Origin of the sequence: Desulfuromonas versatilis (assembly GCF_019704135.1) — a bacterium.
GTDB lineage: Bacteria > Desulfobacterota > Desulfuromonadia > Desulfuromonadales > NIT-T3 > Desulfuromonas_A > Desulfuromonas_A versatilis.
The window spans coordinates 2786909-2812025 of record NZ_AP024355.1; the positions used below are offsets into that span (position 1 = coordinate 2786909).

General features: G+C 62.0%; 25 protein-coding genes and 1 other RNA gene. 10 read left to right on the forward strand and 16 right to left on the reverse strand.

Features of this window, described 5'->3' with window-relative positions; all coding sequences use genetic code 11:
* The first annotated feature begins 84 nt into the window (after nt 1-84).
* The 6 genes from DESUT3_RS12565 (at nt 85) to DESUT3_RS12585 (ending at nt 6199) form a co-directional block, all read left to right on the forward strand.
* Nucleotides 85-1653 carry a bifunctional aminoglycoside phosphotransferase/ATP-binding protein gene (locus DESUT3_RS12565; protein WP_221248832.1) on the forward strand — a complete coding sequence of 523 codons (1569 nt, stop codon included), beginning with the start codon at nt 85-87 and terminating at the stop codon, nt 1651-1653.
* Nucleotides 1650-1901, forward strand: coding sequence for a hypothetical protein (locus DESUT3_RS12570; protein WP_221248833.1), 252 nt, complete (start codon nt 1650-1652; stop codon nt 1899-1901). Before DESUT3_RS12565 ends, DESUT3_RS12570 begins: the two co-directional genes overlap by 4 nt.
* Nucleotides 1898-3964 (forward strand): sodium:solute symporter family protein, encoded by a 2067-nt coding sequence (locus DESUT3_RS21235; protein WP_318835938.1) that lies wholly within the window; start codon nt 1898-1900, stop codon nt 3962-3964. The genes DESUT3_RS12570 and DESUT3_RS21235 overlap by 4 nt, the downstream gene beginning before the upstream one ends.
* 21 nt (nt 3965-3985) lie before the next feature.
* The gene (locus DESUT3_RS21240; protein ID WP_318835939.1) at nt 3986-5110 is read left to right on the forward strand and encodes a PP2C family protein-serine/threonine phosphatase; all 1125 of its coding nucleotides are present in this window, start codon (nt 3986-3988) and stop codon (nt 5108-5110) included.
* Between the two features lie 209 nt (nt 5111-5319).
* Nucleotides 5320-5655 carry an STAS domain-containing protein gene (locus tag DESUT3_RS12580; RefSeq protein ID WP_221248834.1) on the forward strand — a complete coding sequence of 112 codons (336 nt, stop codon included), beginning with the start codon at nt 5320-5322 and terminating at the stop codon, nt 5653-5655.
* A gap of 121 nt (nt 5656-5776) precedes the next feature.
* The gene (locus DESUT3_RS12585; protein ID WP_221248835.1) at nt 5777-6199 is read left to right on the forward strand and encodes an ATP-binding protein; all 423 of its coding nucleotides are present in this window, start codon (nt 5777-5779) and stop codon (nt 6197-6199) included.
* Between the two features lie 3 nt (nt 6200-6202).
* Here the strand turns inward: DESUT3_RS12585 and DESUT3_RS12590 are convergent, their stop codons facing one another.
* From DESUT3_RS12590 to DESUT3_RS12600, 3 genes are read right to left on the reverse strand one after another with little or no spacing between them, the layout of a single operon-like run.
* Nucleotides 6203-6853: an HAD family hydrolase gene (locus DESUT3_RS12590; protein ID WP_221248836.1), complete on the reverse strand. Its 651-nt coding sequence runs from the start codon at nt 6851-6853 to the stop codon at nt 6203-6205.
* Nucleotides 6850-7635, reverse strand: coding sequence for a prolipoprotein diacylglyceryl transferase (gene lgt, locus DESUT3_RS12595; RefSeq protein WP_221248837.1), 786 nt, complete (start codon nt 7633-7635; stop codon nt 6850-6852). The genes DESUT3_RS12590 and lgt overlap by 4 nt, the downstream gene beginning before the upstream one ends.
* Nucleotides 7636-7652: 17 nt before the next feature.
* Nucleotides 7653-8531, reverse strand: coding sequence for an RluA family pseudouridine synthase (locus DESUT3_RS12600; protein WP_221248838.1), 879 nt, complete (start codon nt 8529-8531; stop codon nt 7653-7655).
* A gap of 238 nt (nt 8532-8769) precedes the next feature.
* Here DESUT3_RS12600 and DESUT3_RS12605 point away from each other — a divergent pair, with 238 nt between their 5' ends.
* Both DESUT3_RS12605 and ssrS read left to right on the forward strand, forming a co-directional pair.
* Nucleotides 8770-9873: a Glu/Leu/Phe/Val family dehydrogenase gene (locus DESUT3_RS12605; RefSeq protein ID WP_225911500.1), complete on the forward strand. Its 1104-nt coding sequence runs from the start codon at nt 8770-8772 to the stop codon at nt 9871-9873.
* 260 nt (nt 9874-10133) lie between these two features.
* Nucleotides 10134-10312: non-coding RNA, 6S RNA (gene ssrS / locus DESUT3_RS12610), on the forward strand.
* 273 nt (nt 10313-10585) lie between these two features.
* Here the strand turns inward: ssrS and DESUT3_RS12615 are convergent.
* From DESUT3_RS12615 to pheA, 9 genes are all read right to left on the reverse strand, one after another.
* Nucleotides 10586-10975 carry a PaaI family thioesterase gene (locus tag DESUT3_RS12615; RefSeq protein ID WP_221248839.1) on the reverse strand — a complete coding sequence of 130 codons (390 nt, stop codon included), beginning with the start codon at nt 10973-10975 and terminating at the stop codon, nt 10586-10588.
* A 49-nt stretch (nt 10976-11024) separates the two neighbouring features.
* Nucleotides 11025-11312 (reverse strand): integration host factor subunit beta, encoded by a 288-nt coding sequence (locus DESUT3_RS12620; RefSeq protein ID WP_221248840.1) that lies wholly within the window; start codon nt 11310-11312, stop codon nt 11025-11027.
* A gap of 12 nt (nt 11313-11324) precedes the next feature.
* Nucleotides 11325-12215, reverse strand: coding sequence for a signal peptide peptidase SppA (sppA, locus tag DESUT3_RS12625; RefSeq protein WP_221248841.1), 891 nt, complete (start codon nt 12213-12215; stop codon nt 11325-11327).
* 64 nt (nt 12216-12279) lie between these two features.
* A complete protein-coding gene (locus DESUT3_RS12630; protein ID WP_221248842.1) occupies nt 12280-14022 on the reverse strand; it encodes a 30S ribosomal protein S1 in 1743 nt (580 codons plus the stop codon).
* Nucleotides 14023-14127: 105 nt separating this feature from the next.
* Complete coding sequence (gene ispH / locus DESUT3_RS12635) at nt 14128-14967, reverse strand: 4-hydroxy-3-methylbut-2-enyl diphosphate reductase (RefSeq protein WP_221248843.1); 840 nt, start codon at nt 14965-14967, stop codon at nt 14128-14130.
* 12 nt (nt 14968-14979) lie between these two features.
* Nucleotides 14980-15678 carry a (d)CMP kinase gene (cmk, locus tag DESUT3_RS12640; protein WP_221248844.1) on the reverse strand — a complete coding sequence of 233 codons (699 nt, stop codon included), beginning with the start codon at nt 15676-15678 and terminating at the stop codon, nt 14980-14982.
* A 67-nt stretch (nt 15679-15745) separates the two neighbouring features.
* Nucleotides 15746-17047 carry a 3-phosphoshikimate 1-carboxyvinyltransferase gene (aroA, locus tag DESUT3_RS12645; RefSeq protein WP_221248845.1) on the reverse strand — a complete coding sequence of 434 codons (1302 nt, stop codon included), beginning with the start codon at nt 17045-17047 and terminating at the stop codon, nt 15746-15748.
* Nucleotides 17048-17113: 66 nt separating this feature from the next.
* Nucleotides 17114-17977: a prephenate dehydrogenase gene (locus tag DESUT3_RS12650; RefSeq protein WP_221248846.1), complete on the reverse strand. Its 864-nt coding sequence runs from the start codon at nt 17975-17977 to the stop codon at nt 17114-17116.
* A gap of 26 nt (nt 17978-18003) precedes the next feature.
* Entirely contained in the window at nt 18004-19086 is a 1083-nt protein-coding gene (gene pheA, locus DESUT3_RS12655) for a prephenate dehydratase (protein WP_225911501.1), read from the reverse strand.
* A 200-nt stretch (nt 19087-19286) separates the two neighbouring features.
* Here pheA and DESUT3_RS12660 point away from each other — a divergent pair, with 200 nt between their 5' ends.
* Together DESUT3_RS12660 and DESUT3_RS12665 are read left to right on the forward strand one after the other, a co-directional pair.
* Nucleotides 19287-20474: a pyridoxal phosphate-dependent aminotransferase gene (locus DESUT3_RS12660; RefSeq protein WP_221248847.1), complete on the forward strand. Its 1188-nt coding sequence runs from the start codon at nt 19287-19289 to the stop codon at nt 20472-20474.
* A 44-nt stretch (nt 20475-20518) separates the two neighbouring features.
* On the forward strand, nt 20519-20926 hold the full coding sequence (locus tag DESUT3_RS12665; protein ID WP_221248848.1) for a bacteriohemerythrin: 408 nt from the start codon (nt 20519-20521) through the stop codon (nt 20924-20926).
* Nucleotides 20927-20956: 30 nt separating this feature from the next.
* On the opposite strand, the gene recJ is transcribed toward DESUT3_RS12665, so the two are convergent.
* Genes recJ through secF form a run of 4 tightly spaced genes read right to left on the reverse strand, consistent with a single transcriptional unit; the run spans nt 20957 to nt 25108 of the window.
* Nucleotides 20957-22687, reverse strand: coding sequence for a single-stranded-DNA-specific exonuclease RecJ (gene recJ / locus DESUT3_RS12670; protein ID WP_221248849.1), 1731 nt, complete (start codon nt 22685-22687; stop codon nt 20957-20959).
* Entirely contained in the window at nt 22675-23547 is an 873-nt protein-coding gene (locus DESUT3_RS12675) for a right-handed parallel beta-helix repeat-containing protein (RefSeq protein WP_221248850.1), read from the reverse strand. The genes recJ and DESUT3_RS12675 overlap by 13 nt, the downstream gene beginning before the upstream one ends.
* A 56-nt stretch (nt 23548-23603) precedes the next feature.
* The gene (locus DESUT3_RS12680) at nt 23604-24176 is read right to left on the reverse strand and encodes a tetratricopeptide repeat protein (RefSeq protein WP_221248851.1); all 573 of its coding nucleotides are present in this window, start codon (nt 24174-24176) and stop codon (nt 23604-23606) included.
* Nucleotides 24173-25108, reverse strand: a complete 936-nt coding sequence (gene secF / locus DESUT3_RS12685) for a protein translocase subunit SecF (RefSeq protein ID WP_221248852.1) — start codon at nt 25106-25108, stop codon at nt 24173-24175. The genes DESUT3_RS12680 and secF overlap by 4 nt, the downstream gene beginning before the upstream one ends.
* Nucleotides 25109-25117 lie beyond the last annotated feature (9 nt).

Below are 25117 nucleotides of genomic sequence, written 5' to 3' on the forward strand. Positions count from 1 at the left end.
ATCGGCGATCACTTCGAGAAGGGGGGCCAGGCGATTCGCCGCAACTGGGCGCAATTCTCCTCGATGGGATTTCGGAGGGTTTCGATGCCGCTGAACGACCTCCACAGGGCCCTTTTGAACCCGGCCTCCTACCCCGACGAGTCGGGTCCAATCGAATATCGGGAGACCCACGTCTCCCGTCTCTACCTGACCCCGCGTCACGTGTACAAGGTAAAAAAGCCGGTGGATTTCGGCTTTTTGAATTTCACCACCCTCGACCGCCGACGTTTTTACTGCCAGGAGGAGGTCCGTCTCAACCAGCGCTTCTGTCCCGACACCTACCTGGGAGTGGTGGAACTTCGTCGCCAGGGAAACCGCATACGGGTCGACGGCGATGGCGACATCATCGACTTTGCGGTAAAGATGAACCGGCTCCCCGAAAACCTCATGCTCGACCGGCTTATCGAAGCAGATGCTTCGGGACTCGAGGCGAAAATGGATCGGCTGGGGCGCAGCCTCGCCCGCTTCCATCAGGAATCGGAGATAATCCGCGGCGAGGGGGGGCGCAGCAACCTGGAAGTGGTCAGGCTCAACTGGCAGGAGAATTTCTCCCAGACCGAACCTTTCATCGGCCAATCCCTCTGCCCGCAGGCCCAGGCCCTGTGCGCCGGTTACGTCGCCGACTTCATCGAGGCCCACGGCCCGATGATGCTGCGGCGAGAGCAGCAGGGTTTCGTGCGCGAAGGCCACGGCGACCTGCACGCCGAGCACATCTGCATGAGTGACCCGGTGCGGGTCTACGATTGCATCGAATTCAACCAGCGCTTCCGGATTGCCGATGTCGCAGCCGACCTCGCCTTTCTGCTGATGGATCTGGACTTTCGCGGCCGCAGGGAACTGTCGGCCCGGCTCCTTCAGGCCTACCATGAAACAGCGGGCGAGGCTCCCGAGCTGCGAACCCTGCTTCCCTTCTACCAGATCTACCGCGCCTGGGTCCGCGGCAAGGTGGAGTCGTTCCTCGCTGCCGACCAGGATGCCGCGCCGCCGACCCGCGAGGCGGCCCTGGCCCATGCCCGGCGCTATTTCACCCACGCCCTCGGCTATCTCGGGCCACCGGTGCTGCTGCTGACCTGCGGGCTGATGGGGGTCGGCAAAACCACGCTCGGCGCAGCCGTGGCAGGGGCGCTGGGCACCTCAGTGCTGCGTTCGGATGTCCTGCGCAAGGGACTCGCGGGGATCAGCCCCGAGGTGCATCGGGCCGATGTCTTCGGCAAGGGGATCTACAGCCAGGCAATGACCCGCCGTACTTATGATCACTTGCTTGAGCAGGCCCTGGATGAGGTCTCTACGAACGGTTCCGCGCTGGTTGACGCCTCCTTCGGCCGGCGCTCCGAGCGCGAAAAATTCCGCCGGGCCGCCGCCGCGGCCGGCATCCCCTGCCTGACCCTCTACATGCGCTGCGATCGTCCGACCCAGTTGAATCGCCTGGTGGCCAGGCAGAGTCAAGCGGATGCCTCCGACGGCCGCCCCGAGCTGCGCGACCGGCAGGAGAAACACTTTGAATCGCCGGAAGGGGAAACCGGCCTGATCGTGGTCGACACTGCCCATGATGTCGATTATAATGCCAACCTCATTCTCGCCCAAATCCTTGAAAAGGCAGGGACCCGCCAATGAAGGGAGCGAACCCAAGCCATATCCGCCAGGCCTGGCTGTTTTTCTTTCTGCTCGGGGTAGTGATGCTCAACTATCCCATGATCCATATTTTCAACAAAATCACTCTCATAATTGGAGTGCCGGCCCTGGTGCTGTATTTCATGATCGGCTGGCCTGCTTCGATCGCCGTGATCTATATATTCTGCCGGAAAATCCGCGCCAGTGATGCCGAGGATTCCGGAGAACCCCCGGGGGACAACCAGGAATGATCCCTGTTTCCACCGTAGCCGCCATCTCCCTGCTCTATTTCGTGCTGCTGTTCGCCGTGGCCTTCTACGCCGACCAGCGCCGGGAGCAGAACAGGAGCATCATCTCCAATGCCAACATCTATTCGCTGTCGCTGGCGGTCTATGCCACCTCCTGGACCTTTTACGGCAGCGTCGGACGGGCAGCCACCACCGGTCTGGACTTTCTTCCGGTCTACCTCGGCCCGACCCTGATCGCCTTCATCTGGTGGTTTCTGCTGCGCAAAATGGTGCGCATCAGCAAAGAACACAATATTGTCAGTATCGCCGATTTCATCTCGAGCCGGTACGGCAAATCGATCCTTCTGGGGGGATCGGTCACCGTGTTCGCGGTGCTGGGGATCATGCCCTACATCGCTTTGCAGCTCAAGGCTGTGGCCCACACCTTCGATCTGCTGTCCCTGCCCCCCGATGCAGGGGGCAGGGGTGTCCAGAGCCTCATCCCCGAGCTGCCCGCCTACATCGACACCGGCTTCATCGTGGCGCTTTTTCTGGCGCTGTTCGGCGTCCTGTTCGGCGCCCGCCACCTGGACGCCTCCGAACGCCATGAGGGCCTGGTTGCCGCCATTGCCCTGGAGTCCCTGGTCAAGCTGCTCGCTTTCGTGGCCGTGGGCGTGTTTGTGACCTACGGGCTTTTCGACGGGTTCACCGATATCTTCTCCCGCTTCCTTGCCGAATTCCCGGACCGCTCCCACCTGCTGCTGCTCGACACCCAGCAGATCCCCTACATCAAGTGGTTCTCCCTGACCTTCGTCTCGATGATGGCCTTCATGTTCCTGCCCCGGCAGTTTCACATCATGGTCATTGAAAACTCGGACGAGTCCCACATCCAAAGCGCCATGTGGAAATTCCCCGCCTACATGTTCCTGATCAACCTGTTCGTCATCCCCATCGCCCTGGGCGGACTGCTTCTCAATGACGGCGACACCAGCCTTGCCGACTATTTCGTCATTCACCTGCCGCTGGCCAACGGCCAGCCCTGGCTGGCCATGCTGGTGTTCATCGGTGGATTTTCGGCCTCGGCGGGCATGGTCATGGTAGAATCGGTGGCCCTCTCCACCATGATTCTCAACCACCTGGTGATGCCCTTCATCATCCGCTTCAGCATCCAGGGTTCAGACATCTCGGGACTGCTGATCAACATCAAGCGGGTGGGAATCGTGGCGGTCATTTTCCTGGGGTATCTCTACTACCGCATCATCGGCGATTCTGCGGCCCTGGTGAACATCGGGCTGATCTCCTTTATCGCCGCCACGCAGTTCGCCCCCGCGGTGATCGGCGGTCTCTACTGGCGCAGGGCGACCCTGCTCGGGGCAGCCACCGGGTTGATCCTGGGATTCGTGGTCTGGTTTTACACCCTGCTGATCCCTTCCTTCGTGCGCTCCGGATGGTTGGAGAGCGACATCCTGGAACAGGGCCTGTTCGGCCTGAGCGCATTGCGCCCCCTCGAACTGTTCGGCCTGAGCGGATTCGACATCTGGTCCCATTCGCTGTTCTGGACGCTGTTCTTCAACATCGGCGCCTTCCTGGCGTTTTCCCTGTTCACCGCCCCCGGCAGGGCCGAGCTCGAGCAGGCCAGAAAGTTCGTCGACGTGTTCGGCAAGCCGGCGGAGACCGGCCCGCGCAAACGCTTCAGCAAAGCGCCTTCGATCATGGAGTTTGTCGAGCTGATGACCAAGTTCATTGGTGAGAAACAGGCCCATGCCGCCATCGCCGAATATCTGGGCGATCGCGAAATCGATGCCAAGGGGAGCCTCTCCGAATATGAAATCCCCGGCCTGAAGCGCTTTACCGAACGAACCCTGGCCGGCTCGGTCGGCGCTGCTCCGGCGCGGATCATCATCGAAAACTACCTGGCCACCAAGGGGAGCCAGATGGAGGACGTGTTCGACGTTTTCGGCACGGTCTCTCTCAGCCGCACCGCCAGCCGGGAGCAGTTGAGCGTTCTCTACGAGGCGGCCCGCATCGTCGCCAGCGGCGGCGAGCTCCAGGTGATCATGGACAAGATCCTCGAGATCTTCAAGTAGCAGTTCAAGTTCGACCTCTGCGTGATCCGGCTGCTGGACGAGGAGCGCATGTCCCTTACGGTGCGCAGCCAAAAAGGGATGAGTTCCGAGCACCTGGGCGAATCGGAGCGGGAGCTGAGCATGGATACCTACATCGGCTCCGCCTTTCTGACCAACTCGGTGACCATGGCCAACGACACCGACTGGCTGGAAAAGCCCGCTACCGCGGTGATCATCCACCGCGAGGGGATCAAATCCTTCGCCCATGCCCCGATCACCATCGAGGGCCAGCCCATCGGGGTCCTTTCGGCCTTCTCCAGATCGGCCAAGGGGATTTTCACCGAGGAGTTCCTGGAGCTGTTCAGCAACCTGGCCAGCCAGGTCGGAGTCGCGGTGCGCAACGCCCAGCAAACCAACAAGCTGATCTCCGCCCGGGAGAGAGAGCGCGAAATGCAGATCGCCAAAACCATTCAACTCGGCCTGTTGCCGGACCGAACCCCCGACCTGGCGGGAATCGGCCTGGCTGGCATCTGTGTGCCGGCCAAGGAGGTCGGGGGCGATTATTACGACTTTCTTACGCGCAGCGCCACCGAACTCGACCTGGTGATCGCCGATGTTTCGGGACACAATGTCGGCGCAGCCCTGATCATGGCCGAGACTCGCACCTTCATCCAGGCCCGCGCCACCGAGATCGAAAACCCTCGGGATATCATGGGCGCCCTCAACGAATTCTTTTTCGAGGACCTGACCCGGGCGGAATTGTTCATCACCATGTTTTACCTGCGCTTTGACAGCAATTCGCGCAAGCTTCGCTTTGCCAGTGCCGGCCACAGCCCGCCGCTGATCTGGCGGCCCGGAGCCGAGGCCTGCGAAAGGCTTGACGCCGAGGGTCTGATCCTGGGGATTCGCCGCGGGGTCACCTTCGAGGAGCACGAGGTCCAGCTGCGGGCCGGTGATCTGCTGCTGCTTTATACCGACGGGGTTACGGAAGCCGAAAGCGGCAACGGGGAGTTTTTCGGAGAAGAGCGGCTCTGCACCCTGCTGCGCGAGCACCACGGCAAATCACCCCAGGAGCTGATCGACACCATCCTCGACCAGGTGCGGCTCTTTTCGGGGGTGCAAACCTTTACCGACGATGTCTCCCTGGTGGTCATGCGAGTGGCTTGAGAGCAGGATTCTCAACTGAACCGTGGTCTTCTGGGGCTGACCTGTGGTATCTTTAAGCAAGCATCTAACTAGCTAAAAATATTGCCGGCCCCGGGCATTTTTCGGAACCTTCGGCCGATCGGCGGGCGGGCAGGCCAAATTTTCATAAGAGTGAACCGGCGGGGAGACGAAGTGCCTCGTGCCGGACCATGACAGGGAGGAGACAACTGATGATGGTAAAAATCGAGGAAAAAGGGTCGGTAATTCTCATCGAAGTCAAGGAAGAGCGGCTCGATGCCCACAACAGCGGGGAGTTGAAAACCCAGATGCTCAACCTCTTCGAAGAGGGAAAGAACGACATCGTGGTCGATCTCGGCGATGTACGTTTTGTCGACTCTTCCGGGCTGGGGGCCCTGGTATCCGGCTTCAAGAACGCCAGTGCCCGCAATGGGAACCTCAAGCTTTGCGGCCTGCAACCGCAGGTCAAATCGATGTTCGAACTGACCCGGCTGCATCGGGTATTCGAAATCTTTCCAGGCGCACAGGAGGCGCTGGACAGCTTCTAGCGGGTCGTAGTGCCGGCTTTCGGAAAAATCGAGCATTGCCACATCCGGGCGGCGGTCTCCAGACCGCCCCTCAGTGGAAAACCCGGCGTTGCCCAAGTGGAAAATCGCCTTCGGGGGGCCTATGAACGAAAAAATCGAGGTGGACATCCGGGTCCCGAACCAGACCCGCTACCTGGGGTTGATCGGCAAGATCGGTGAAGACATCGCCCGCACCCTGCGACGCTACAAGGGAGACCGGGAAGAGCTGGCCTATCACCTCAATCTGGTTCTGACCGAGGCCATGACCAATGCGATCCGCCACGCCAATGAGGACGACCCCAAAAAGGAGGTCCACATCGTCATCAGCATCCAGGATGAAAACCTCAATATCAAGGTCTTTGATCAAGGCCAGGGATTCGATGTCTGTGCCATCTCCACCCCCGATTTCAAAGGCCTGGACGAGCATGGCCGGGGCGTCTTCATCATCCGCACCCTGATGGATGAAGTGACCTATCGGAAACTTGACGGCGGCAACGTCCTGGAGATGATAAAAGCCCTCCGCTAAGAGTCAGGTACTCCCTTCCCCCTGCCCCCCCGGCATTCCCAGCACCCATTCGACAAGCTCCCCGTGCCCGGAAATCGTCCGGGCCCCCTCGGCCTGCCACTTGTAAGCCGCAAAAGGCACACCGGCGCTCCGGGCGGCATCCCGGTCCAATTCCGAATCACCGACAAACAGCAGCTCGTTCATGCCAAGGCCCAGCTCGCGGGCGGCCATCAGCAGCATATCCGGATAAGGCTTGGGCCGGGGTACATGGCGGCAGGTGACTACCGCGCTGAAGTAGCGGGAAAGATCGAAATATTCCAGGATCTCCGGCATGCTGGTGCCGCGGTTGGTGGCGACCGCCAAGGGCATCTTTGCCGAAAGGAGACTGAGCGCCTCGGCCATGCCTGGTTCGGGGGTCATATGCGGAATGAACCGGCGGTAATTCATGGCCGCGGCCACCTCGAGGGCCCGTACCGCCAGGGCCGGCCCCAACAGCACCTCGAACACCCGGGGGCTGGCGGCGGTGTGACAGAGATGGGCCCTCTCCCGGTCATCCGGGGATACCGGCGCGACCCCGAACTCATCCAGCACCGCATTGTAATAGGCCAGGTTGGCCTGGCGGCTTTCGAAAAGCACCCCGTCACAGTCGAAAATGATTCCCCGTGGTCCGATCATGGCTGAATTATTCGCCTCCGGCAGTAAAGGATTCCAGCCACTCCAATCAGAACCATCGGGATCGACAGCAGTTGCCCCATGGTTGCGCCGGCCCAGAGAAATCCCAGGTGGGCATCGGGTTGCCGGAAAAACTCGACGATAACCCGAAATCCGCCGTAAAGGGCAAAGAAGCTGAAAAACGGAACTCCGTGGGGCGCCTTGCGGGAATGCAGCCACCAGAGCACGGCGAACAGGACGGCCCCTTCGAGAAACGCCTCGTAGAGCTGGCTGGGGTGCCGGGGCTCGGGGCCGGCCCCGGGGAACACCATCCCCCAGGGGACATCGGTTACCCGCCCCCACAGCTCGCCGTTGATGAAGTTGCCGATCCTGCCCAGCCCCAGACCGATGGAGGCTGCGGTGACCAGGATATCGCCGACCAGCAGGGGCGGGAACTTGCGCCGCAGGCAGAACAGGCTCGCCGCGACGATCACCCCGAGCAACCCGCCATGGAAACTCATCCCCCCCTCCCACACGGCGAAAATCTCCAGGGGATGCCGGATATAATAGGAAAAATTGTAAAACAGGGTATAACCGAATCGCCCCCCCAGTATAACCCCCAGCACACAGTAGAACAGGAGGTCGGAGAGGGTGTCACCGGTCAGCCCGATGTTGCGCTTTGCTGCCAGGGCACGGATGACGAAATAGGCGATCAGGAAGCCGAGCAGGTACATCAGGCCGTACCAGCGCACGGCCAGCGGGCCTACACTGAAAATCACCGGGTCGATCTGTGGATAGGTAAGCATGAAATATCCTTGCAGTTTCAGCTCGGGTTTTGACGCAGCACCTTCATCAGATGCTCCATGTCAGCAGGGATGGGAGCTTCGATATCGAGCGCATCTTTGCTGACCGGGTGCGGTAGCGAAAGCCTCCAGGAGTGAAGCATCTGCCGGGGGATCGGCTCGCCGCAAATCCGGTCGGGCCCGCCGTAGCGGACATCGCCCAACAGGGGGTGGCCACGTTCGGCAAAATGCGCCCTGATTTGATGTGAGCGCCCGGTGAGCAGTTCGATCTCGACCAGGCAGGCGCCGGGGAAGCTCTCCACCACCCGATAACGGGTGATCGCCTCCTTGCCGCCCCTTGCGACCGAGCGCACCAGGTTGCTGGCCCGATTTCGGGCCAGTTGGGAGCGGATCTCCCCCGCGGCGGGCTCGGGCTGCCCCGCAACCAGCGCCAGGTAGAGTTTGCCCACGTCCCGCCCGGAAAACAGGGCGGTCAAGGGCCGATGGGCACGGGGGTGGATGGAAAAAATCATGACCCCGGAGGTATCGCGGTCGAGGCGCTGGACCATGCCCAGGGCCGGGCGCTGCTGTGGCCGAGCGGGGTCCTGCAGGTAGCGAAGCAGGGCATCGTAGAGGGTGCCCCGGTAGCGCGCCGGGGTTGGCTGGGTTTCCACCCCCGCGGGCTTGTCGATTGCCAGACAATAGCGGTCCTGGAGCAGAATCTGCCCTGCAGAAAGGGCGAAGGGCTCGAGGGGAAGCCCATCGAGAAAGACCTCCACCACCTCCCCAGCCCCTACCGGATGTGAACAGCGCCGCACCCGGCGCCCGCCGACGTGCACACCACCGATATCTACGACCTTGCGGAAAAAACTGCGCGACAGCTCATCGGTTGCCGCAGCTACGAATTGATCAAGGCGCATTCCCGCCACGTCGGAACCGGGAGTAAAGCGGTACAATTTTCTGCTCGGCGAATTCATCGGCTAAAAGAGCTCCGGGAAAAGACTCGATCGGGCTGGCATCCTAGCACAAAATCGCCCAGAACCAAAGCATCCGCGGGAGGCACCCATTGTTATTCGCCAGGTGTCACCCTCGCCGCATTGCGGCGCGAACCCACTGGGCTATAATGAAAAACAAATCAAAAATGACTCAGGAGGGTTCATGGAGATCGACACCCTGTGGGAAACGTTCTACGACGACCTCGGCCCGGAAAAGATCATTCACATCCATGACCCACGTTCAGGCCTTAAAGCGATCGTGGTGATCGACAACGTGGCCCGGGGCCCGGCCATCGGCGGGGTGCGCCTGGCCCCCGACATCACCACCGAGGAGGTTTTCCGCCTGGCCCGGGCCATGACCCTGAAGAACGCCGCCGCCGGCCTGCGCCATGGAGGGGCCAAGTCCGGCATCATCGGAGACCCCCACCTTGCCGACAAGGAGCCGCTGATTCGGGCCTTCGCCCGGCGGATCCGGACCCTGACAGACTACATCCCCGGCCCGGACATGGGCACGAACGAGCATTGCATGGCCTGGGTCAACGATGAGATAGGCCGTTGCGTGGGGTTGCCCAGGTCCCTGGGTGGGGTCCCCCTGGATGAGATCGGCGCCACCGGCTTCGGAGTGGCGGTGGCCGCCGAGTTGGCCCTGCCCCACGCTGGGCTCAGCCTGCAAGGAGCCAGCGTCGCGGTGCAGGGATTCGGCAACGTCGGCAGGCACGCCGCGCGGTTCCTCGAGCAAAAAGGGGCGAGGCTGGTTGCGGCCAGCGATTCCCGGGGCACAGCCTACAAAAAGGGCGGATTGGACGTCGCCACCCTGATCGACGCCAAGCAGCGGGGCGGTTCGGTCATCTCATTGCCGGGGGCGGAAATTTTGCCGAGCGAAAATGTGGTGGAAATCCCCTGCGACCTGCTGATCCCCGCAGCCAGGCCCGATGTGATCCACGACGACAATGTCGAACGGGTTCAGGCCCGGGTGATCATCGAGGGGGCCAACATTCCGATTACCGAATCAGCGGAAAAGCGGCTCCACCAGCGAAACATCCTTTGCATCCCCGACTTCATCGCCAACGCGGGGGGGGTCATCTGCGGTGCCGTGGAATATCGTGGCGGTAGCGAGGCCGAGGCGTTTGCGGTCATCCGGGAGAAAATTGCCGAGAACACCCGGGAAATGCTTGCCTTGATGGAGATAAAGGGGTTGCCGCCCAGGGGGGCGGCCCAATCGATGGCCGAGGCCAGGGTGCGTAACGCCATGGCCTTCAGGCGCTGAACCGGACCACCTGCATTCAGGCGGCCAGGCCATCCTCGCCAAAGGAAGGCAGCCTCAGGATGGGATAAGTTCCCCTGCCCGCGCCCCCCTGGGGATGCATAAACGGGCGATGAAGGGCGCGATCGCTCAAGAAGCGGAAAACGTCCACGCACCCCGGTCCATTGGGGCGGCCAGCGGGCACAACTATTTTTATTTCTGTACTTGACACTTCTTTAGGAAGTGCTAATATTCAAACCAAGTCGAAAGCTTCAGGTCTTTGACAATCTCTAGGATGCGCGACAAGAAGCCTCGTGGCGTTGGCCAACATTATCAACACCGGCCCTGGTCAAAGCAGCGGTGAGCCTGCCCATCTCGAATGGGACGCCTAAAGCGGCTTTCAGGGGCTTTCAATAGTTCCATGGTCGAGACTTCGAGCTGCTACCGGCATCCTGGAGGCCTTTCAGATTGGCATTACCCGGCCCACACGACCCAGGTTTACGCGCCAGTTCGCGGGGGTAGGATGGAAAGCCCCTGCAGCCAAGGAAAATCGAAAGATGTGTTGCCATGTCAGGTCCGCGCGGAGCTGAACCTGGAACCTTCGAGTAGAATTCGGGATGGGGCTGGCGAGAGGCGGGTCGTGGTAATGCCAATCCAGCAAAAACAAAGACCCCGTTCCTGGGAACGGGGTCTTTGTTTTTTTTTTGGGGGGGCTGGCAGGGGCCTCTGCTCCAGATCATCCCTGAGCGTCGAGGACATGCCCATCAAGCACGTAACAGGTAAACACCCCCTCGAAAACCACCTTCGAGGTCATTACCACGCATTCGACCTGGCGTTTTTTTCCTTTTTCTTCGACAACCCGGGCCGTTGCTTCCAGCACCTCTCCGCAGACTACCGGGGCGAGAAACCGGGTCTGAGCGGCCCCCAAAACGACATTGGGATCGTTGACCGCCAGCATGGCGGCATAATCGGCAAGCCCGAATGTGAATCCGCCGTGGACCAGTCCGCGATCGTCCGCGCTCATTTCTGCCAGCGTCTCGAGCCGGACGCGGGCAACTCCAGGGCTGATTTCGACCGGCTGGCCGACCAGTCGGAGGGAGATTCCGAGATGGGTTCTGGGCTCCATGAGATTCTCCTAGATGGCAGGACGTGTAGTGGGGTCAGAATCGCCGGAGTCAGTCCAGCTCCGAATTCACCCGCTCCCGAAGCTCCTTGCCGGTTTTGAAGAAAGGAGTCTTCTTGGCAGGAATCTTGACCACGTCGCCGCTTTTGGGGTTTCTGGCTTCCCGTGCGTTGCGCTCGCGGATGGTGAAGGAGCCGAAGCCGCGGATTTCCACCCGGTCCCCTTCGATCAGGGCATTGCCGATGCTATCGAATATGGTGTTGACGACCAGTTCGGCCTCCTTCTTGTTCACCATACCGTTACTGTAGGACAGCCTCTCGATAAGTTCACTTTTGGTCATGCGAATCGCCTCCTATTTTACACCAGACCACAAGAATTGAGGACCAGCCCCGCCCCTCTCCTGCAAACCGCGCTGCAGCTGGCTGGCTGTCTCTTCGATCAGGTAATCAAAAATTTTCGGTTTTTTTTCGGCCGGGTAGATGACCCTGGGCTCTCCCTCGATGCCGGCCATCCGGGCTGCGACGTCAATGGCGTCCTGCAGGTTGCCAAGCTCGTCGACTAACCCCTGCTCCAAGGCCTGCCGCCCGGTAAAGATGCGGCCATCGGCCAGGGGCGCGACCTCCTCGGTGGTCATTTGCCGGCCTTCAGCCACCGCCGAAACAAACTGCGCATGGACGTCGTCGATCAGGGACTGCAGAATGGCCCGATCCGCTTCGCTCATGGGGCGCACCGGAGAACCGATGTCCTTGTGTTCGCCGCTCTTCACCACCTGGCTTTTGAGGCCGATCTTTTCCAGCAGTTCCTGGAAATTGGTGAACTCCATGATCACCCCGATGCTGCCGGTGATGGTGCCGGGGTTGGCGAGGATGCTGCGGGCCGGAGCGGCAACGTAGTACCCCCCGGAGGCGGCGACGGAGCCCATGGAGGCCACCACCGGCTTGATTTCGTTGGCCTTGCGGACTTCCTCGTAGATTTCCTGTGAAGGCCCCACTCCCCCGCCGGGAGAGTCGATCCTCAGGACAATGGCCTTTACCGAGGAGTCCTCTCGGAAATTTACCAATTGTTCATTGATGGTCTTCGAAGCGGTGATCACACCCGCTATTTCGATGACCCCGATCTTTTCCCCGATGGGAAAGCTTCTGGAAGGACCTGACAAACCGGATACGGCGTACACCAGGGCCAGAAAAAAAAGAAAGATGGCGCCCAGAGTCAGGAATGCCATCAGGAAGGGACGCTTTTTCATAACCTAGTCCGGAAAAACCCCTGCGGCCTTGGCCGCAGGGGTTTTATCGCAGGCAAGAAATAGATTATTCTTCGTCTTTGCCGGTGTTGGCTTTGCCCAGCGCCCCCTGGAGAAGATCTCCCAGGTTCGAAGTGGCGCTCTTCTGGGCACCGAGGAACGCGTCGACCTCGGCCTTCTCCTTCTGGTCGGAGAGGTGCTTGATGGACAGGGCGATCTTGCGCTCGGCGGTGTCCACGTGCAACACCACCGCTTCGAGATCGTCGCCAACCTTGGCGAAGTTCTTGGGCGTGTCGATCTTCTCCTTGCTGATCTCGGAGACGTGAATCAGCCCTTCGATCCCCTCTTCAACCTCCACAAAGATGCCGAAGTCGGTCACCGAGGTGACTTTGCCCTTGATGATGGTGCCCGGAGCGTAGCGGGTGGGGATGGAAGACCAGGGGTCTTCGGCCAACTGCTTGACGCCCAGAGAGAAGCGCTCGTTCTCACGATCGATATTCAGCACCACGGCCCGCACCAGGTCGCTCTTCTTGTAGATTTCCGAAGGATGCTTGATGCGTTTGGTCCAGGAAAGGTCGGAGATGTGCACCAGACCGTCGATCCCCTCGTCGACCCCGACGAAGATCCCGAAATCGGTGATGTTCTTGACCTGACCCTCGATGATGGTGCCGATCGGGAATTTCTCGCCGATCACATCCCAGGGATTGGGCTCGACCTGCTTAAGGCCCAGGGAGATCCGCCGGTTGGGGATATCCAGGGCAAGCACCACGGACTCAACCTCATCACCAATGTTGAGGATCTTGTTGGGGTGCTTGATGCGCTTGGTCCAGCTCATTTCAGAGACGTGGATGAGCCCCTCGACACCCTCTTCCAGTTCGACAAAGGCGCCGTAATCGGTAAGGCTGACCACCTTGCCGGTGACCTTCTCCCCGACAGGGAATTTCTTCTCGACTTCGAGCCAGGGATCGGGTGCGATCTGCTTGAGCCCCAAGGAGACACGCTCCTTCTCACGGTCGAATTTAAGCACCTTGACCTTGATCTTGTCGCCCACCGAGATGATGTCCGAGGGGTGATTCACGCGGCCCCAAGACATGTCGGTGATGTGCAGCAGGCCGTCGATGCCGCCCAGGTCGATGAACGCCCCGTAATCGGTGAGGTTCTTGACCTGGCCCTCGACCACCTGACCCTCCTCGAGGGTCTTGAGGGTATCGGAACGCAGCGACTCGCGCTCCTCCTCAAGCAGCACGCGGCGCGAGAGAACGATATTACCGCGGCGCTTATTGAGCTTGATGATTTTGAAGCGGAAGGTTTCCCCAAGCATCTTGTCGAGGTTGCGAACCGGCCGCAGATCGACCTGGCTGCCAGGCAGAAACGCGTTGACGCCGATATCGACCGACAGCCCGCCCTTGATGCGGGAAACGATGCGCCCTTCAACCACGGCGTTCTCTTCCAGGGTGTTCCAGACCTTCTGCCGGTCGGCTTTTTCCTTGGAGAGACTGATCAGGCCGTTTTCGTTTTCGGTGCGCTCTATAAGCACGTCGAACTGGTCGCCGACCTTGAGTTCTTTGACTTTGCCGTTCTCGTCGGTGAACTCGGAGATGGCGATGATCCCTTCGGATTTCCCGCCGACGTCCACCACGACCGTATCAGGATTTACCTGTACGATGGTTCCCAAAACCACGTTGCCGGATTTGAGTTCCTTGAGGCTGCTCTCGAACAGGTCCTCGAAGCTCTGTTCCATGTCGTCGAACTCTTCGTCACTGTCCATCATTTCGTCTTCGTTGTTGAATTTTCCCTTGTTTTCCACCATCAGGTAACCTACCCCCTAGCGATTTTCCCGTCGTGTAAACGACAGCATGACTTGGAAGTCATGAAAAGGCACCATAGCATAGAGCCCTTTAAAAAACAAACCTTTTTATTTCCCGACCGTTCCGACCCTCTCGAGAACTTCCTCGATGATCCAGCGTGGAGTGGACGCCCCCGCGGTGATCCCCACGGTTTGGACGTTATGGAACCACCCGGGATCGATCTGCGAGGCCGTTTCGATGTGGTGGGTGGCGGGCAGGATCTCCTTGCAGATCTGCGCCAGCCGAGACGTGTTGGCGCTGTTGAAACCGCCGATGACCAGCATCAGGTCGGACTTGGCGGCAATCTCCCGGGCCTCGTTTTGGCGCACCGAGGTGGCGTCGCAGATGGTATTGTAGACCCGCAACTCCAGGCTCTTTTCCAGGCAGACGCCGACAATCTGCTGCAGATTCTCAAAGGATTGAGTGGTTTGTGCCACCACCCCGATGCGCTTCTTGCGCGGCAGGGCCTCTGCCTCGGCGCGGTCGGCAACGGTGAAGACCTCGCCGCCCGAGGCGTAGGAGACGATTCCCTGGACCTCGGGGTGCTCGGCCTCCCCCACCAGCACCACGACATACCCTTCGCGGCTGAGCTTGCGGGCGAACTCCTGTGCTTTTTTGACGAAGGGGCAGGTCGCATCGACGATTTCCAGATCGCGCCGGCGCAGCTCTTCGAGTTCATCGGCCGTGACCCCGTGGGAGCGGATGATGACCGCTCCGCCGGGGACATCCTCGACCCGGCGCACCACCTCGACCCCCTCTTCCTCCAGCTTCCTGACCAGCTGGGGGGAGTGGATGATCGGCCCGAGGGAACAGATGCGGCTGCATTTTCCCGCAGCATCGAAAGCCATGGTGGTCGCCCGCTTGACGCCGAAGCAGAACCCCGCGCTCTTAGCCAGAATGATTTTCATCGGCCCTCTCCTTCAGCGATCCGCAGGCAATCCAGCGAGCTCGCGGCGGCGCCTCACTTCCTGAAGCATCAGCTCCAGAACCGCTTCGATGCCCATGGAGGTGGAGTCGATGGCCACCGCGTCCGCGGCCTGCAGCAGCGGCGCGTGGGTCCGGGCGCTGTCGGCGGCGTCGCGGGCTTCGACCTCGGCGATGGTCTGCCCCAGGTCCACCTCCAACCCCTTGGCGATCAGCTCCTGATAACGGCGACGGCCCCGTTCGGCGGCGGTGGCGAGCAGGAAGAACTTCACCTCGGCCCCGGGGAATACCACGGTGCCGATGTCCCGTCCCTCAAGCACCACCCCCCCCTGCTCGCCCATCCCGCGCTGCAGGCGCACCATCGCCTGGCGTACCGCGCTGCAGGCCGAGACCCTGGAGGTGAGCAGGCTCACCTCGGGGGTGCGAATCGCCTCGGAGACGTCCTCCCCGTTGAGCAGCACCCGCTCCGCCCCGTCGCCGCGCAGAAACTCGATCCGCAGCCGCCCGCAGAGCTCCTCCAGGGCGACCTCGTCCGCCGGGTCGATCCCGGCGCGCCGCGCCGCCAGGGCAACCGCCCGATACATGGCGCCGGTGTCGATGTTGGTGTAACGAAGGGACCGGGCCAACAGTCGGCTCAGGGTACTTTTCCCGGCGCCGGAGGGTCCGTCGATGGCAATAATGAATTCTCGCTGCAACCTTCTGAAACTCCTTGCTTGCCTTTACTTTTGTTGTCTTATTTTATCCGCGCCTGTCCGCCAACCGCTACCCCTTGCCACCAGTGGCCTGGCCCAGCAGGTCCCAGAAGTTGGGGAAGCTGGTGGCGGTACAGGCGGTGTCCTCGATGGTTACGGCAGCCTTGGCGCACTGGGCTGCCACCGCCAGACTCATGGCGATGCGGTGGTCGCCATGGGAATTCACCGTCCCGCCCGAGAGGCCCTGACCGCCGTCGATAACCATACCGTCCTCGCGGGCCGCGACCCGGGCGCCCAGCTTGGTCAGCTCGGAGGTCATGGCGGCGATCCGGTCGGTTTCCTTGACCCGCAATTCGCGGGCGTCGCGGATGGTCGTGGTCCCCTCGGCAAAGCTTGCGGCCACGCTGACCACCGGGAATTCGTCGATGGCCCGCGGCACCACGGAGCCGCCGATTTCGACCCCCTTGAGATCGCTGGACCGCACCAGGATGTCGGCGACGGGTTCACCGGAAAGCTCCCGGGAGTTGAGCAGTTCGAGGGAGCCGCCCATCTGCTGAAGAATGTCGATGATGCCGCTGCGGGTAGGGTTGACCCCCACGTTGCGCACCAGCAGTTCGGACCCCGGGGTAACCAGGGCCGCAACCAGGAAAAACGCCGCCGAGGAGATGTCTCCGGGGACAAACACTTCCCGCCCGGTCAGTCGGGGGTGGCCGACCACGGTGACGCCGCCCTCGAAGGGGCGCACGTCGGCGCCGAAAAACCGCAGCATCCGCTCGCTGTGGTCACGCGAAAGATGGGGCTCGCGCACCGTGGTTTCCCCCTGGGCGTAGAGCCCGGCCAGCAGCAGAGCCGACTTGACCTGGGCACTGGCGATGGGGGAGTCGTAGACCGCCGGCTGCAACGACCCGCCCTGAATCGCCAGTGGGGCAAGATCGCCCCCCCCGCGGCCCCAGATCCGGGCGCCCATGGTCGAAAGGGGGCTGAGCACCCGCTTCATCGGCCGCTTGCGCAGGTACTTGTCCCCGGTCAATACGGAAAAAAAGCCCTGGCCGGCCAGCAGACCGGTCATCAGCCGGATGGTGGTACCCGAGTTGCCACAGTCGAGGATGTCGCCGGGTTCGGCGAGCCCATGCAGGCCCTTGCCGTGGATCTTCAGAACCCCGTCGGCATGCTCTTCGATCTCGATGCCCATGGCGCGAAAGGCGTTCAGGGTAGCGTGGTTGTCCTCACCGTGCAGGAACCCGTGGACCAGGGTGGTTCCCTCGGCAAGCGATCCGAGCATGATGGAACGGTGGGAAATCGACTTGTCCCCGGGCACGGTGATCTCTCCCCGCAGCCCTGGGGATGGTTGGATGGTTCTGGTTTCGGTCATGGCTGGCAGCCCCTGCAATGGGTTGGTGATTGGCTTGATGGCAACTTCCGCACGCCGGGCGCGGGCTCAGAGGATGGCATCGCGGCTTTGCTTGGAACGCAGGAAAAATTCGAACAGCCGCTCGGCGTCCCCCCGGCGCACGTCCTCCTTGAGTTCGGCGAAGAACCGTTCGAAAAGCTCCATCATCTCCAGCAGGGCCTCGCGGTTGGTCAGGGCGATGTCCCGCCACATGGTGGGGTCGGAGGAAGCGATCCTGGTGAAGTCGCGGAAACCTCCGGCGGAGTATTCAAGGATGTTCTCCTCGTAACGATCGTAGGAGCCGACGGCATTGACCAGGGAGTAGGCCACCATGTGCGGCAGGTGGCTGATGGCCCCGAGAATCCGGTCGTGTTTCTGCACGTCCATGACCACCACCTCGCTGCCGACACACCGCCAGACCTGCCTGACCAGTTCAAGGGCCCCCCGGTCGGTGCGCGCGGTGGGGGTCAGAATGCAGCGCCGGTTCCGGTAGAGCGTGGCGAAGGCCGCTTCGGCTCCGCTCTTCTCGGTTCCGGCAATGGGGTGGCCGGGGACGAAATGAACCCCCGCGGGGACCAGGGGCTCGATCGCCTTGACCACTGAGCCCTTGACGCTGCCGCCGTCGGTAAGAATCGCCCCGGATTTCATGTGGGGCAGCGCCGCCGCGGCAATGGCCGGAAGGGTCTGTACCGGCGTAGCCAGAAACACCAGGTCGGCGTCGGCGACCCCGTCTTCGACCCGGTCGCTGATGCGGTCTATCACCCCAAGCTCGAGGGCCCGTTCGAGATTGGCCCGGCCGCGGCCGATGCCGACCACCTCACCGACCGCTCCTGCGGCTTTCAAACCCAGGGCCAGCGATCCGCCGATCAGTCCGACACCTACCACGGCGAGCCTGGGAACCAGTACGTTCATTTCATTCATCCGCTCAGCCTTTGCCTTCACCGGGCGCTCGGATAGGAGCCGAGCACCTTGAGAAACTGGCAGTAGCCGCGCAGCTCCTCCACCGCCTCGCGGACATGGTCCTCGGCGATGTGCCCCTCGATATCGAGAAAAAAGATATATTCCCAGGCCTTTTTCTTGAGCGGCCGGCTCTCGATCTTGGAAAGATTGATCCGGCGCTTGCTGAACGGTTCGAGCATCCGGTAAAGAATGCCCGGCTCGTCCTTGACACTGAACATGACCGAGGTCTTGTCGCGCCCGCTGCGCGGCGGCGAGGCCTTGCCGATCACCAGAAAGCGGGTGAAGTTGTTGGGGTTGTCGGCAATTTTCTGTTTGACCACCCGCAGATCGTAGAGCGAAGCGGCCATTTCGCTGGCAATCGCCGCCGCCGATTCATCCTCGGCCACCATCTGGGCGGCCAGAGCGGTGCTGGCGACATCGACCAGGGCCACGTCAGGCAGATTATCCTCCAGCCAGTGACGGCACTGGGCAATGGCCTGGGGATGCGAAACGACCTTTCTGACATCCTCGATCCGTCCGGAGCGCGACAGCAGGTCGTGGGAGACTTCGAGCAGGATCTCGGCAATGATCTGCAGGTCGGACTCCATGAACATGTCGAGGGTATGGGAAACAATCCCCTCGTTGGAGTTTTCCACGGGGACCACCCCGTAGGGCGCCCGGCCGCGGATCACCTCGTCGAACACCGCGGTGATGCTCTTTTGCGGCACCAGGTGGGCCGACATGCCGAACTGCTGCATGGCCGCCACGTGGGTGAAGGTGGCCGGCGGCCCGAGAAAGGCTACCTTCATGGGCTGCTCGAGCGACAGGCAGGCGGAGATCACCTCGCGGAAAACCCGCCGCACCCCTTCGTTGGGAAAGGGTCCGGGGTTGGCGGCGGTGAGCCGCTGATAAATCGCCTTTTCTCGACTGGGGACGTAAAAATCGCTCCCCTGGCCGCTCTTGGCGGCGCCGACCCGGATGACGACCTGCGCCCTGCGGTTGAGCAGATCCAGGATCTCATTGTCGATACTGTCGATCTGATGGCGCAAAGCCGCCAGGGTTTCTTCGATATTTCCAGCCACGCATCCACCTCCCCTTGCCGAAGACAGGATTGGAAATGTAGCTTATCCGTCCTCAAAAAGCAACGCCCGCGGCCCCCCGGGCCGGGAGCCCGCCAGGGCGGAGGACCCGGGTGCCCGCTCTGCTTTCCCCTTGACCGCTGTGCCGCGGCCCGGCTAAACTTCCCAACCGAAATCAACCACATGACCCAGGGGAGTCGTCCATGTCCATTTCGATCAAGGTGCAAAGCTGTATCGAGCGAGCCTCGTGGATCCGCAAGATGTTCGAGGAAGGCGCCAGGCTCAGGCAGATCCACGGCGAAGAGAACGTCTTCGACTTCACCCTGGGCAACCCTTCGGTGGAGCCACCCGAAGCATTTCGGCAGAAGCTGCAGGAACTGGCCAACAACCCGATTCCCGGCATGCACCGCTACATGAACAACGCCGGCTACGAGGAGACCCGCGCGGCGGTCGCCAGCCGGCTCTCCGAGGATTCCCCCCGCAAGGTCGAAGCCCGCCACGTGGTCATGACCTGCGGCGCGGGCGGCGCCCTCAATGTGGCCCTGAAAACCATCCTCAACCCCGGCGAAGAGGTCCTCATCCTCGCACCCTACTTCGTCGAGTACAAATTCTATGTGGACAACCACGGCGGCGTGACCAGGGAGGTCTGGACCGACCGGGAGACTTTTCAGCTCGATCTCGACGCCATCGAGGCCGCCATCGGCGCCAATACCCGCGCCGTCATCGTCAACTCGCCCAACAATCCCACCGGCGTCGTCTACCCCAGGCAGGACCTCGAAGCCCTCGGACGGCTGCTGGAGCGCAAGCAGCAGGAGTTGGAGCGGACGATTTTCGTCATTTCCGACGAACCCTATGCCAGGATCGCCTTCGACGGCTTGCAGGTGCCGAACATCTTCTCCTGCGTGAAAAATTCCATGGTGGTCACCTCCCACTCCAAGGACCTGGCCCTGCCGGGCGAGCGAATCGGCTATCTCGCCGCTAATCCCGTGATGGAGGACGTGGAGCGGTTCATGGAAGGGGCGGTATTCTGCAACCGGGTCCTGGGTTTCGTCAATGCCCCGGCCCTCGCTCAGCGCCTGGTCGCCCAGCTTCAGCATGTCAGCGTCGATGTCGCCGAGTACCAGAGAAAACGGGACCTGCTCTACAATCATCTGGCATCCCTGGGTTTTTCTATGGTAAAGCCCGGAGGAGCGTTCTACCTGTTTCCCCGCTCGCCGCTGCCCGACGACCTGGAGTTCGTGCGCCTTGCCCAACGGCACAACGTGTTGCTGGTTCCCGGCACCGGTTTCGGCGCTCCAGGCTATTTCCGGATCGCCTATTGCATCGAAGAGCAGATCATCCGCCGAAGTCTGCCGGCCTGGCAGACCATCGCCCGCGAAGCGGGCCTTTAGGCCAGGCGGACAGGCGAGGGCACAACCTCGATGCGGGAGGGGGCATGAACATCTACTGGACAGCGGAACTGGCTACGGGGATGGAGCTGATCGACCAGCAGCACCGGGAACTGTTTGCCCGCATCGACCGCCTGGTCGGGGCCTGCATGGCGGGCAAGGGCCGCGAAGAAACCGGCCCGATGCTGGAGTTCATGGAAAACTACATGGAAGAGCATTTCGCCGCCGAAGAGCGGCTGATGGCTGATAGCGACTACCCCAGGGCCGAATTCCATGTGCAGGAACACGCCCTGTTCCGGGAGCGCCTGGAGGTCTTCAAAAGGGAGCTAGCCGACAAGGGGTCCGAGGCGGATCTGCTGACGGCCGTCAATCAGTCCATCGTCGACTGGCTGTTCGACCATGTCTGCATCGAGGACCGCGACCTGGGCGCACACCTCCGGGCGCAGCAGCGCTGACCCGCGCCACGGGCGCCTCACTTCCCGGCATCACCCTCCCCCGGTTGCGGGCCGCAGGTCCTTGACCCGCAACTGGACCGAAACCCGTCCCTGCCAGTCATTCAACCCCGGGGCGACCAGAAGGTCGACCTCACCTGCCAACTCGCTCAATCTGGATCCCAGGCCGAAACCGATACCGGGGAGCGTATAGCCTCCCTGGCGGGCGACAAACCGCAGATGGGCGTTTCCCACCACCTGTGCCTGCTGGGCCCGAACCCCTCGCAGGACGAAGGTGGGTTCAGGATTGCCGGCTCCAAAAGGGGCAAACCCGCCCAACTGTTCAACCGTCTCGAAGGTAAGTTCCTCGACAAGGGCCTCGCCGTCGTGGGCCAGGCAGGGCAGCAGCTCCTGCTCGCCCAGGGAGTTCTGGGCGAACTCCTCGAAGCGGGCGGCAAAGGGCTCCACATCGGGCCCCAGGATGCTCAGGCCTGCGGCATACTCGTGGCCGCCAAAGCCGGCCAGATGTTCCTGGCTGTGCTGCAGGGCCCGGTACAGGTGGAACCCCGGGATCGAGCGCCCCGAACCCTTCCCCTGGCCGTTTTCCAGGGCAATCAGCACGCAGGGTCGATGATAGCGTTCGACCAGGCGGCTGGCCACGATGCCGATGACTCCCGGGTGCCAGCGCTCGTCGGCCAGCACGATGGACTTCGCTCCGCCGGTTTGCCGCCCTTCGAGCAGCTCCAGCGCCTGCCCCAGGGTCTCCTGCTCGATCTCCTGGCGCTCACGGTTGAACCCGTCAAGCATTTGCGCCACCGGGCGCGCCTCGTTCTGGGAGCCGGCCAGCAGCAGCTCCACCCCGAGGGCCGCATCCTCCAGTCGACCGGCTGCATTGAGCCTGGGGGCAAGCCGAAAAGCGACATTGCCGCAGTTGACCTGATCCACCGCGGCGACCTCCTTCAATGCCTGAATGCCGGGGCGTCCGCCCCGGTTGAGCGCCTCGAGCCCGTAGCGGGTCAGGGTCCGATTGACCCCCTGCAGCGGCACGATGTCGGCAATGGTCCCCAGGGCCACCAGGTCCAGGGAGCGGCGCAGGTCCGGCTCGGGATGGTTCTCGAAATGTCCCGCCTCGCGAAGCGCCTTGCGCAAGGCGATGAGCAGGAAAAAGGCGACCCCTACACCCGCCAGGCTCTTGAAAGGAAACCGGCATCCGGGCAGGTGGGGGTTGATGATGGCGAAGGCTTCGGGAAGAGAATCCGGCGGCTGGTGGTGATCGGTGATGACCAGGTCAAGCCCAAGCTCGGCGGCCCGCCGGGCCTCGGCGCAGGCCGATACCCCGCAGTCCACGGAAAGGGCGACGCGGGCCCCGGATGCCGCGGCGCGCTCCAGGGCTTCGGCGGACAGCCCGTAGCCGTCCCTGAGCCGCAGGGGAATGTGGTACTCAACCTCGCCGCCCAGGGCCTGCAGGCTTTCCACCAGCAGTGCGGTGCCGGTGATGCCGTCCACATCGTAATCGCCGTGCACCGCGATCCGCTCCCCCGCGACGACAGCCCGAACCAGCCTCTCCACGGCCCGGTCCATGCCCTTGAGCAGAAAAGGATCGGGTAGATCGGCCAGCCGGCATTCCAGGTATCCCCTGGCTGTTCCGGGGGTGCTGATTCCCCGCAGCCAGAGCACTCGCGCCGCAAGTGGCGAGATGCCAAGTTGGCGGGAAATCCTCTCAAGCCCGGCGAATTCGGGTTCCGTTCCCCGCGCCTCCCAGCGCCGGCGAATCACGGGGTCCATGAAATACCCGCCCCTTCGACAGGCCCGGGCGCCGGAGGCAGATACTCTACCCTGCCCAGATGGGCCTCACGCCGGCCATCGAAAAAGCCCGCCTCGATCACTGCAGGATCCATGGTGCCCCAGTAATTGTGGGGCAGGGGAACGTCCTCCGGGACTTCCTCGCCGAACACCACACTGTACTCGCGACTGCGCAGGATGTTGTTGTGCTCGATACGAACATCGCGTGGGTGGGAGGTGATAAAGATCGCTCTCTGGTTATCCGCCAGTTCGTTGAGGCAGATTACCGGAGCGCCGAAATGGAAGCGGATGGCCGAACCATTGCGCCGCAGCAGGTTTTTTTCGGCCAGCAGTTGAGTGTTGTTGAAACGGATGCCGACCAGGTTGTCCTCGAAAAGAGAGTGCTCCACGTAAACCACCGAGTCACGGCCGTGCAGGGCACTGTCGGCCTGGGAAAAGCGGCAGTAGCGGAAAACGGCCTCCGGACTCCCCTCAAGGTTGATGGCCCCCCAGCTTCCGGGCGCTGCCGCGGGATCGCCCGCGCGAAACTCGATGGGGGATTCCGCGGTCCCCTCGGCAACCACCCTGCCGCGAATGATCAGTTCACTGCCAGGAAAATTTGGATGGTCGGTCCACTGGTCCTGGCCGTCCCGGGGAGGAAGGAACATTACCCGGGTTCCCGGGGCGATGACCAGGCGGGAGCCTTCGCTGAGCACCACGTCCCCGGCGATTCGAATGGTGCCGCTCCAGAATACGTCCCCGTCCAGGGAACCGGAGACCAGAACCGGACCGCCAAGGCAGCCGCCCAGAAACACGGCCAGGAAAACACCGGCGAGCCTGAATATCCTCGAGAGTAATGTCATATTTGTGGGTGCCAACGACGACGGGCCGGGGGAAGGCCCCGGCCCGTGGCTTGTTGTTACTGGTTGGCAGGGGCGCTGCCCGGCTGGGTCTGGAGCAACGACATCTCCCGCCGGATCTGGTCGGCCCCGGGCCCTGACGGATTTACCTCCAGGTAGCGGGTCCAGGCCTCCCGGGCCTTCTGCAAGTCCTGCAGATCGTAGCGATAGACGATCCCCAGGTTGAAGAGGCTCTGGTGATGGGAAGGGTTTAGCTGGTTGGCCTTGCTGAAATTCTCGATGGCCCGGTCGAACCAGCCCAGGCTGCGGAACATGACCCCCTGGTCGGTCAGCACGTTGGGGTCATTGGGATCAATCTCCAGCGCCTTGTTGTAGGCCTCCACCGATTTCATCGGGTTGTTGGCGTCGAAATAGGCATTGCCGAGCTCCACCCAGGCATTGCGGTTGCCCGGATCCTTGGCCAGGATGCCTTCGAGCATCTGGATCTGCTGCTGGCTGTTGACCGCCGGCCCTGCCGGGACCGAGGTCTGCGAAGGCGGCGTCGACTGCTTTCCGCCCTTGGTGACCAGAATGCCGACCAGGGCCCCGACCAGCAGGGCGATGATGACAATCAGGATATTCTCTTTTTTCATGCCGTCTTCTCCTTGGTTGGGACCTTCCCGGCATGTCCGGTCTTGCGCCCCTCCCAGTAGATGAGGATCGGGCTGACCACAAAGATGGTGGAGTAGGTCCCGGCGATGATCCCCACCAGCAGGGCGAAGGCGAAGTTGTGGATCACCCCGCCGCCGAAAATGAACAGGGCCGCAACCACCAGCAAGGTGGTTCCGGAGGTCAGCAGGGTACGGGACATGGTCTCGTTGATGCTGCGGTTGACGATCGCGGCGAAACCTTCTTTGGCGTGTTTGCCGAGGTTTTCCCGGATCCGGTCGCAAATGATGATGGTGTCGTTGAGCGAATAGCCGATGATGGCCAGGAACGCGGCGATGATCGGCAGGTCGATCTCCTTGTTGAACAGGGAGAAGGCGCCGAGGGTGATCAGCACATCGTGAACCAGGGCGACGATGGCCCCCACCCCGTAGCGGAACTCGAAACGCCAGGTAATGTAGATCAGGATGCCGATCATCGCGTAAAGGATGGCCATCAGGCCCTTCTCGCGCAGATCCTTGCCGACCTGGGGGCCGACCATTTCGGTGCGCCGCACCTCCACTTTACCCTCGCCGTAAACCTTCTCGAGGGCCTCGGTGACGGTCTGCGAGAGCCCCTTGAGCTCGGTGGTTGTCTGCTGGGCCCGGACCAGGAACTCGTTGGCGTCGTCGCCGAACTGCTGGACCACCACGTTGCCGAGTTCGACCTCTTTGAGCGCCTCCTTGATCTGCCCCGCGGAGGTCGGTTCGGCGAACTGGATCTGCACCAAGGTTCCCCCGGCGAAGTCGATGCCATAGTTGGGCCCGCCCTTGAACAGCAGGGAGGCCACCCCGATCAGGATCAGAACCACCGAAAGGATAATCGCGGCCTTGCTTTTGCCAATAAAATCAAAATTGATGTCAGGTCTGATGATTTGCATTCCGGGCTC

What these genes read in the sequence shown, in the direction of transcription:
- DESUT3_RS12565 (WP_221248832.1), top strand. Translation starts at nt 85, where the DNA reads ATGCCGCTGAACGACCTCCACAGGGCCCTTTTGAACCCGGCCTCCTAC.
- DESUT3_RS12570 (WP_221248833.1), top strand. Translation starts at nt 1,650, where the DNA reads ATGAAGGGAGCGAACCCAAGCCATATCCGCCAGGCCTGGCTGTTTTTC.
- DESUT3_RS21235 (WP_318835938.1), top strand. Translation starts at nt 1,898, where the DNA reads ATGATCCCTGTTTCCACCGTAGCCGCCATCTCCCTGCTCTATTTCGTG.
- DESUT3_RS12580 (WP_221248834.1), top strand. Translation starts at nt 5,320, where the DNA reads ATGATGGTAAAAATCGAGGAAAAAGGGTCGGTAATTCTCATCGAAGTC.
- DESUT3_RS12585 (WP_221248835.1), top strand. Translation starts at nt 5,777, where the DNA reads ATGAACGAAAAAATCGAGGTGGACATCCGGGTCCCGAACCAGACCCGC.
- DESUT3_RS12590 (WP_221248836.1), bottom strand. Translation starts at nt 6,853, where the DNA reads ATGATCGGACCACGGGGAATCATTTTCGACTGTGACGGGGTGCTTTTC.
- lgt (WP_221248837.1), bottom strand. Translation starts at nt 7,635, where the DNA reads ATGCTTACCTATCCACAGATCGACCCGGTGATTTTCAGTGTAGGCCCG.
- DESUT3_RS12600 (WP_221248838.1), bottom strand. Translation starts at nt 8,531, where the DNA reads ATGCGCCTTGATCAATTCGTAGCTGCGGCAACCGATGAGCTGTCGCGC.
- DESUT3_RS12605 (WP_225911500.1), top strand. Translation starts at nt 8,770, where the DNA reads ATGGAGATCGACACCCTGTGGGAAACGTTCTACGACGACCTCGGCCCG.
- DESUT3_RS12615 (WP_221248839.1), bottom strand. Translation starts at nt 10,975, where the DNA reads ATGGAGCCCAGAACCCATCTCGGAATCTCCCTCCGACTGGTCGGCCAG.
- DESUT3_RS12620 (WP_221248840.1), bottom strand. Translation starts at nt 11,312, where the DNA reads ATGACCAAAAGTGAACTTATCGAGAGGCTGTCCTACAGTAACGGTATG.
- sppA (WP_221248841.1), bottom strand. Translation starts at nt 12,215, where the DNA reads ATGAAAAAGCGTCCCTTCCTGATGGCATTCCTGACTCTGGGCGCCATC.
- DESUT3_RS12630 (WP_221248842.1), bottom strand. Translation starts at nt 14,022, where the DNA reads ATGGTGGAAAACAAGGGAAAATTCAACAACGAAGACGAAATGATGGAC.
- ispH (WP_221248843.1), bottom strand. Translation starts at nt 14,967, where the DNA reads ATGAAAATCATTCTGGCTAAGAGCGCGGGGTTCTGCTTCGGCGTCAAG.
- aroA (WP_221248845.1), bottom strand. Translation starts at nt 17,047, where the DNA reads ATGACCGAAACCAGAACCATCCAACCATCCCCAGGGCTGCGGGGAGAG.
- DESUT3_RS12650 (WP_221248846.1), bottom strand. Translation starts at nt 17,977, where the DNA reads ATGAACGTACTGGTTCCCAGGCTCGCCGTGGTAGGTGTCGGACTGATC.
- DESUT3_RS12660 (WP_221248847.1), top strand. Translation starts at nt 19,287, where the DNA reads ATGTCCATTTCGATCAAGGTGCAAAGCTGTATCGAGCGAGCCTCGTGG.
- DESUT3_RS12665 (WP_221248848.1), top strand. Translation starts at nt 20,519, where the DNA reads ATGAACATCTACTGGACAGCGGAACTGGCTACGGGGATGGAGCTGATC.
- recJ (WP_221248849.1), bottom strand. Translation starts at nt 22,687, where the DNA reads ATGGACCCCGTGATTCGCCGGCGCTGGGAGGCGCGGGGAACGGAACCC.
- DESUT3_RS12675 (WP_221248850.1), bottom strand. Translation starts at nt 23,547, where the DNA reads ATGACATTACTCTCGAGGATATTCAGGCTCGCCGGTGTTTTCCTGGCC.
- DESUT3_RS12680 (WP_221248851.1), bottom strand. Translation starts at nt 24,176, where the DNA reads ATGAAAAAAGAGAATATCCTGATTGTCATCATCGCCCTGCTGGTCGGG.
- secF (WP_221248852.1), bottom strand. Translation starts at nt 25,108, where the DNA reads ATGCAAATCATCAGACCTGACATCAATTTTGATTTTATTGGCAAAAGC.